This window comes from Bacteroidales bacterium (assembly GCA_023229505.1).
Taxonomy (GTDB): domain Bacteria; phylum Bacteroidota; class Bacteroidia; order Bacteroidales; family JAGOPY01; genus JAGOPY01.
On sequence record JALNZD010000051.1, the window covers coordinates 21138 to 28237 of the forward strand.

Sequence of the window (7100 nt, forward strand, 5' to 3'; positions counted from 1 at the left end):
TTTTAATTAATGAAGAATACTGTGTTTTATGATTTGCATGTTGCAAACGGGGGAAAGATGGTTTCGTTTGCGGGCTTTAACATGCCGGTAAAATTTGAAGGGATCAACGCTGAGCATGAAACGGTGAGAACCGGTGTAGGCGTTTTTGATGTATCGCACATGGGAGAATTCTGGATCAAAGGGCCGAAGGCATTTGAACTGGTCCAGCGTCTTACTTCCAATGACGTAGCCAAGCTGGATGACGGGAAAATCCAATATACCTGCTTTCCTAATGACAAGGGAGGTATAGTCGATGACCTGCTGACTTACCGGGTGGATACGGATACTTACCTGCTCGTGGTCAATGCGGCAAACATTGACAAGGACTGGGCATGGGTCGAAAAGAACAATATTCACGGAGCTGAAATTTACAACGCTTCGGATGAAACCTCCCAACTTGCCGTCCAGGGGCCGAAAGCACTGGCTGCTTTGCAAAAATTGACCAAGACCGATCTTAACGATATTCCTTACTATACTTTTAAGAAAGTTGACATGGCCGGGGTCAAACAGATTATTCTATCCAATACCGGTTATACCGGTGCCGGCGGATTTGAGATTTATATGGAAAATGCCGATGGACCGGCTATATGGCATGCCGTCATGGAGGCCGGGGCCGAATTTGCCATCAAACCTATCGGCCTTGCTGCCCGCGATACACTCAGGCTGGAAATGGGCTTCTGCCTTTACGGAAATGATATCAATGACACAACTTCCCCGATAGAAGCCGGCTTGGGCTGGATCACCAAATTCAGTGAAGGCAATAACTTCATTAACCGCCCCGCCCTTGAAAATCAAAAGGTGGAAGGGGTGAAGAAAATGCTCAGGGGATTTGAGATGATCGACAAGGGAATTCCCCGCCAGCATTATGAAATCTGCGATGAAAACGGGAAAATTATCGGGGAAGTTACTTCCGGGACTATGTCTCCTTCTTTGAAAATCCCAATTGGAATGGGATATGTCGAAACCGCCTATGCTACCATTGGTAGCCATATTTATATCAAAATACGTGATAAGCTTTTAAAGGCTGTCATTGTCAAAATTCCTTTTTATAAACCTTCTAACTGATCCCGTTTTATGCCAGGCCCTGTTATTGAGGTCTGCTTTTCACCGTGAGGAAGGAATAACTGATATTGCCCTTTAAAATTTAAAGGATAAAAACCAGGATAGCGATAAGGACTGCAGCTCCTGCTGCGACCAGCACCCCGCCGGCAGCGGCATCTTTAGCCCAGCGGATCTTTTCATTATAGTCAGGGCTGATCAGGTCGCCGAGCCATTCTATGGCTGTGTTGAAAATCTCGGCGATCAGCACCAGCCCGATTGCCAGGACCAGCAGCCCCCATTCCACCAGGCTTATTTTCATAAAGTATCCTACAACAAAAACGACACCGATAGCAAAAATATGGATAATGAAGTTGGGTTGGGTTATCACAACACCTGAAAAACCCCGCAGGGCGTACTTAAAGCTTTTTAAACGCCTGTATAAAAATGATTTGTTGGGATCCGGATCCATCGCTGTAAATATTTCCATAAAAATACAAAAAATATCCGGCCGGATGAAAAATCTTGCCAGTAAGGTGAAATTAAATTAATTTTACGCGGGAATATAAGCGGTAGTAGCTCAGTTGGTAGAGCATCAGCTTCCCAAGCTGAGGGTCGCGGGTTCGAATCCCGTTTTCCGCTCGCCTTTTCAGAGGTTTTAGGAAGTTGGTTTAAACATGGTTTAAACTAACTTTTTTGATTTTGGACCTTTTAATTTTAGATTCTAAAAAAACTTCTGCATAAAATTTAAAGAATCAATCGTTACCTCTTTAATTCCCATTTCTTAAAGTCATTTTCTCCTAAAAATTCAAACTTTTTCTCAAATAAACTCGCTAAGCGATTATTAGCTGTCGAAAAGAATATTTGACGGTCCTCATTCAAAATGAAGAATCGAAGGAAATCTAAAAAGGATAGTGCATTTAGGTCATCAATGTGAGAAACAGGATCATCGAAAATCATAAGATTAGGGCCGTTCTTTAGTTGACGGTTAAGGCTAATAAAAATTGATAAACCCAAAGCTGTCCGTTGACCAGTGCTTATCTCTGTAATCTTTCTTTTCTGGCCATTTTCCTTGATAAGGAAAAGCTGTTTATCCTGAAATATTAGTGATTTAAACTCTCTCGGTACATGAATGGTTCTAAAAATGTCAATTATTTCACCAAGATTACTATCGAAAAAACTGTTTAACTGTTGCGTTCCATCAGATTGATTAAGAGAACTCAGTACTTTATAAGCAGATTTAATCCGGTCATATTTCTTTTCGTTAGTCTCTTTATAGGCTTGTGCTTGTTTTTTTTCTTTTTCTGCTCTATTCAAGTCATACTGATTTTTCTCTTCGGTTTTGAGTGAAGCAAGATTTTTTTGCATCAGAGTCAATTGAAGGTCAATTTCGGAAAGTAAATCCTCATCTTTTAAATCAATTATTTGGGCAATCTGATTAAAATAGTTTTCAAAAAGACTAATGTTTCTTTTTTCCGTTTCAAGTATGGAATAAAAGTCTTTTAATGTATAAGTTTTATCTTCTTCAAGTCCAAGGCTTTTCGTAAAATTTCTGCCAAGTTGGAATCTATTCTCCTGTATCTTAAGCAGGCTCTCTTTATTCTTTTCAATTTCCGAAGCTAACTGTGCAGTCTTATCCCCAAACAGCTTTTTATTGGCAGGAAGTAATACGAAATCAGCACCAATGTCTGTGGTCAACTTGCTACTCAAATAGGAAAATTCTTCTTCCGTAATATTAAAGGTTTCGGCTATTTGGCGAAAACCAACAAGGTACTGTTTTTGCTCTAAATAATAATTTTCCTTTGCTAAAAACTGTGAAATGTTGCTTGCAATTTGCACTACAGACATCGCTGCTGAATCGACGTTGAAGTTATTATCATAAACAGTTTTCAAGTTCACCAGGCCGTTTAAAAACTGAGTTTGCTTATCAACATTATCTTTCGCATCCTTTAGTTTTTGGTGAAGTGAATCAATTAATAGTTGATTCTTCTTGGAATTCGTTTGTAGGACTTGTTCAATCCTTCTTTTCAGTTCAAATCCATCATAAATTGACTGACAAAGAGGGCATGAAATAGCATCTGGTCTTAGAACTAAATACTCTTTACCAATAATTTTATTTGATTAACTACTTTATCCGTATTACTAAACTGCGCAAGAAGTTTTTTTAATTGAGCATCTAATTCATCTTGTATTGTTCTGGCAGTAGCAAGACCAGTACGGGTTTTACCAAGAAGAACATTGACATTTTCTTTTGAGGTGAAAGCCTGAAGGTCCAATGCTCCAAGGCTATTTTTCATTGCTTGTACTCTCCTTATCGACTCTTCAGAGTCAGCAAGACGTTTACTGAAACCTTTAATCTGAAAAAGTCTTGGATCAGCGAAATATTTAAAGGCTGAACGTAGTAAGTTGGAATTTTCATTGAAGGTGTTAATCTGCTTTTCTTGCAAGGAAATATCCTGAGAAACTTTTTCAAGATTTGTTTTAAACTGATCATATGCAGCTTCTTTTGCTGTAAATTCTTTTTTAATGACGTTTAGCTCATTTCTACTGTTAACTAAAAAGGTCTGAATCCCTAAAGCCTTTTCAGTAAGGGCTTTCACCTGATTAATCACCACTTCTATCTCAGCATACTCCCTTTCGAGATTCAAGCTCTTATTCTTGAAATGTAGCGATTGTAAATTCCCATTAATAATGTCAATTAGTGATTGGAGTGTTTCGGATTTTCCAATTGTAGAAATGACGAGGTTGGCTTCCTTAATAGTATGATCCGCATCATTCATCCCACGATATAAATCATAATACACAGGTTTTATTCTATCAAAGAATCCGCTTATTCTTTCAGAAATATAATTGAATTCACTTCCCAAAATAATATTGGATAAAGCCTGCCTCACTGCATCTTCGTCATTACTTTTCGCTAAGTCATTTGCTGCATCAGTATTATAGAAATTGAATCTGTTAAAAGAATTATAAATCAAATTATCTTTAACATAATTATTACTGTACCAATAAGCGTCCCGTTGCCGATATTTTGAATTATCACTTGGCGTACATAATTCAGCCTGATGTTTATCGTTTATTATTGCTTCGATACAATTGTCGTGCTCTTTCTTACCGGGATTCCTGAAAGTCCTTCCACATGCCACTAATTCGATAGATTCCAGCACACAGGTTTTTCCAACGCCATTAATCCCTTTTATAAGGTTCACTTTTCCAAAGTTAAAAACCCTTGGCTCTTTCGGATGTTCGCGATAAGTTTGCTTTAAAGTGATCTGGTTTATAAATTTGATTTTGATAGCATCCAGCGTCTCAGTATAAGACTCTGTTGTATTAATTTTTTTTGTTAGGTTATTTAAAAACCGATCTACCGCTTCAGTGTATTTGGCTCTAGAATATACTTCCTCCAAGTCAACTTTCTTGAGGGACTCCTTCCACTGAATGACAATATCGGATGAAACTACCGCAACAGATTTATTAAGCTTGAAGAAGTCCTCAAATTGAGATTCAGTGAAAACATATTTGCGGGCATATTTGTCGTTGCGCTCAATTTGTCCTATTGTTATTGGGTTGACTTCATCTTGTAGGAGCAATAAGTAGAGGTTCCATTGTAAGTTGCCAGGATTATTATAGTATTCTTTGGCTAGCACTTCTTCCTGATATTGATTAAATCTATCAAATGGCACTTGTCCACTAATATCCATATAATAAATACCAGCAGGTTTTCCAAATATCTTCAATTCGCCCCGGTACAGATTATCCCTGACAGGGTGTATATCAGGGAAAATATTTTTTGCAAGACTGATTATTCTATCCTTATCTATAATCTTATTGTTTCAAAAAAGTTGGACCATCAAAATCACTGGTTACTGTTATTTTCCCGGCATTTGGATCAGACTTTGATAAGATTCTGTTTCCCCTTCTGTAAAAAACCACTACCCTCCGTTTATTGTTATTGTCATCATCAAATAATGCCTGAAGAAAATCAAAGGTTTTCTCAATCACATCATCAGGCATAGAGCCCATGAAACAAATAGTAGCGATCCGTCCTTCCCCAGTATCAGTTAATATATTAAATTTGTAATTATCAGCACGTGAATTGATATGATAACCAATAACCAAGTCTTCTGCCTTCAGGTCTGCAATACTTTCAGGATATACTGTTTTATTTGGTAAAATATTATTATTTAATTCAGTTATCGTATCTATAAACTCTGTTCTTTGTCTAAGGCTCATGGGATGAGTGTCTTCTGCGAATGTGATCCGGCGGTTAACTTCTGTTTCCTGGTCGATATTAATCGAAAATAGATTCAGAATATTAGTCCAATTGCTTCCGAGTTCTTTATTTATTTTACCGGAGGTGAGGCAAACAAGCTTTTCTTTTTCCAGTATGCAATTATGATGTGAAATGAGAAAATTGCAGATACATCCGACGCCGTTTAAATAATCAACATGTAAATCATTGATACCGTCGTTCAATGATTCAAAATCATTTTGCACAGCATTAAAACCGTAGACTTCAATCAGTTCAGGACCATCCCTCCTGGACTGCTGGGGCATCGCATTCACAATATCAACAGGGGGGGTAGCAATATTAAAAACGATAGGAGAACTGTTTAATATGAATGCGTGCTTATTCATTCCGAAATAAAAATAGTAAAGTCCATGTGAATGATTGTACTTTATTCTATTTTCATCCAGATTAATTTCACCGGATTGAATATAAAATCCGCTTCGGGCCGCATCATATTTTAGAAAAGAGACTCCATTATAAGTTGTGCTTTTGTTCCAGTTAAGAGATATTATTTCCTTTTTACCAAACAGGAAAACGAATTTTCTGAACGCAGTAAAGATTGGGTTTGCGGGATCAGGATTAAGTTGGGGATTATAGATCAAATAAGGACTATCAATCCATCCGATTGCCTTCTGTTTTTGTTGTGTCAATTCAGCTTGAAAATTCATGGCTTCCGAACAAATAAGGGAGAGGAAATTTACAGAATGTATTGGATTTCTTAATATATAAATCTCATTGCCCTGAATCAGATTATTTCTTTCGACCTCTCCGCTCCAAACACTTTGATGATGGGTCTTAAATTGGAGTAAAACGATCAGTTTGTTTAAGCCATCATGTGTGCCCCTGAATAAATAAATCAAAGGGTCCACATAGTTTAATTGATTTTTGAGAACAGCAGTGTCATAATGAACATAAACATTATCTATATTATAATTGGTATGAAAATCAGTAAGTTGTTGTTTGGTCATCGATTCACACCCAACCACCCATAACTTATCGGCAGTGGGCCATTTTTCGGGGTGACTGATAATATCTTCAATTACTAATAAAGGGCATGAATATTCGGGGGTAAGTGCTAAGTCACAGGCTGTTAAACGGGATTTTTCGAAAAAAAGACTTAACTCATGTGTCACATTATTGTGGTTACCTATACGGGTATTATCAGCATGAAGCGCTCCCCCATGCTGGTATAAAAGTATGGAGTGACGTTGCGTAGTTCGTTGGAGTATTGATAAGTCAATGCCAATGTTAAGATTCTCAATTAAAGTAAATTCCATAGTTTAAAAAATTTAAATCAAATTTGAATCCTTAATAATTTAGAGCCACTTAAATTTAAAATTAATCAATGAAATCACATTATAAAAATCTCCTATTCTGAAGGTTTATCGGCAGTAAGTCTATAGTCTCCAAAATGTAATGTGGATATGTAAATTTGAATATAGTCTAAATTACGACATATCTTGTCAAATTGCCTGTTATTATCATATAAAAGAGTGACATCACTATTTTGGACAAAGTAGTTAAACCAGTTGTGAATTCTTAATATTTCAAGAAATATTCTCATTAAATCCGTAATTTTTCATTCTTTAGGCACAGCATTGAATAATCAATACTCCGTTAAAAATTCATGCAGCTAATCTACCGATATTCAGGCACTCCTCATAGAGGCTTCTGTATTTTTCGCAACTCATGTCGAGGGCTAACTTTGAAAAAATAAAATCCGTTATAAACT

5 protein-coding genes and 1 tRNA gene are annotated in these 7100 nt (G+C 37.0%); 2 read left to right on the forward strand and 4 right to left on the reverse strand.

The window, feature by feature from the left end:
• Positions 1–9: 9 nt before the first annotated feature.
• Positions 10–1104 (forward strand): glycine cleavage system aminomethyltransferase GcvT, encoded by a 1095-nt coding sequence (gene gcvT / locus M0Q51_14930; GenBank protein MCK9401271.1) that lies wholly within the window; start codon positions 10–12, stop codon positions 1102–1104.
• Between the two features lie 79 nt (positions 1105–1183).
• On the opposite strand, the gene M0Q51_14935 is transcribed toward gcvT, so the two are convergent.
• The gene (locus M0Q51_14935; protein ID MCK9401272.1) at positions 1184–1567 is read right to left on the reverse strand and encodes a diacylglycerol kinase family protein; all 384 of its coding nucleotides are present in this window, start codon (positions 1565–1567) and stop codon (positions 1184–1186) included.
• A gap of 79 nt (positions 1568–1646) precedes the next feature.
• Between M0Q51_14935 and M0Q51_14940 the strand changes: the two genes are divergently transcribed.
• Positions 1647–1719, forward strand: a tRNA-Gly gene (locus tag M0Q51_14940).
• A 120-nt stretch (positions 1720–1839) separates the two neighbouring features.
• Here the strand turns inward: M0Q51_14940 and M0Q51_14945 are convergent.
• From M0Q51_14945 to M0Q51_14955, 3 genes are all read right to left on the reverse strand, one after another.
• A complete protein-coding gene (locus M0Q51_14945; protein ID MCK9401273.1) occupies positions 1840–2970 on the reverse strand; it encodes a hypothetical protein in 1131 nt (376 codons plus the stop codon).
• A gap of 197 nt (positions 2971–3167) precedes the next feature.
• Positions 3168–4814 (reverse strand): hypothetical protein, encoded by a 1647-nt coding sequence (locus M0Q51_14950; protein ID MCK9401274.1) that lies wholly within the window; start codon positions 4812–4814, stop codon positions 3168–3170.
• An 88-nt stretch (positions 4815–4902) separates the two neighbouring features.
• Positions 4903–6645: a hypothetical protein gene (locus M0Q51_14955; GenBank protein ID MCK9401275.1), complete on the reverse strand. Its 1743-nt coding sequence runs from the start codon at positions 6643–6645 to the stop codon at positions 4903–4905.
• Positions 6646–7100: the final 455 nt, after the last annotated feature.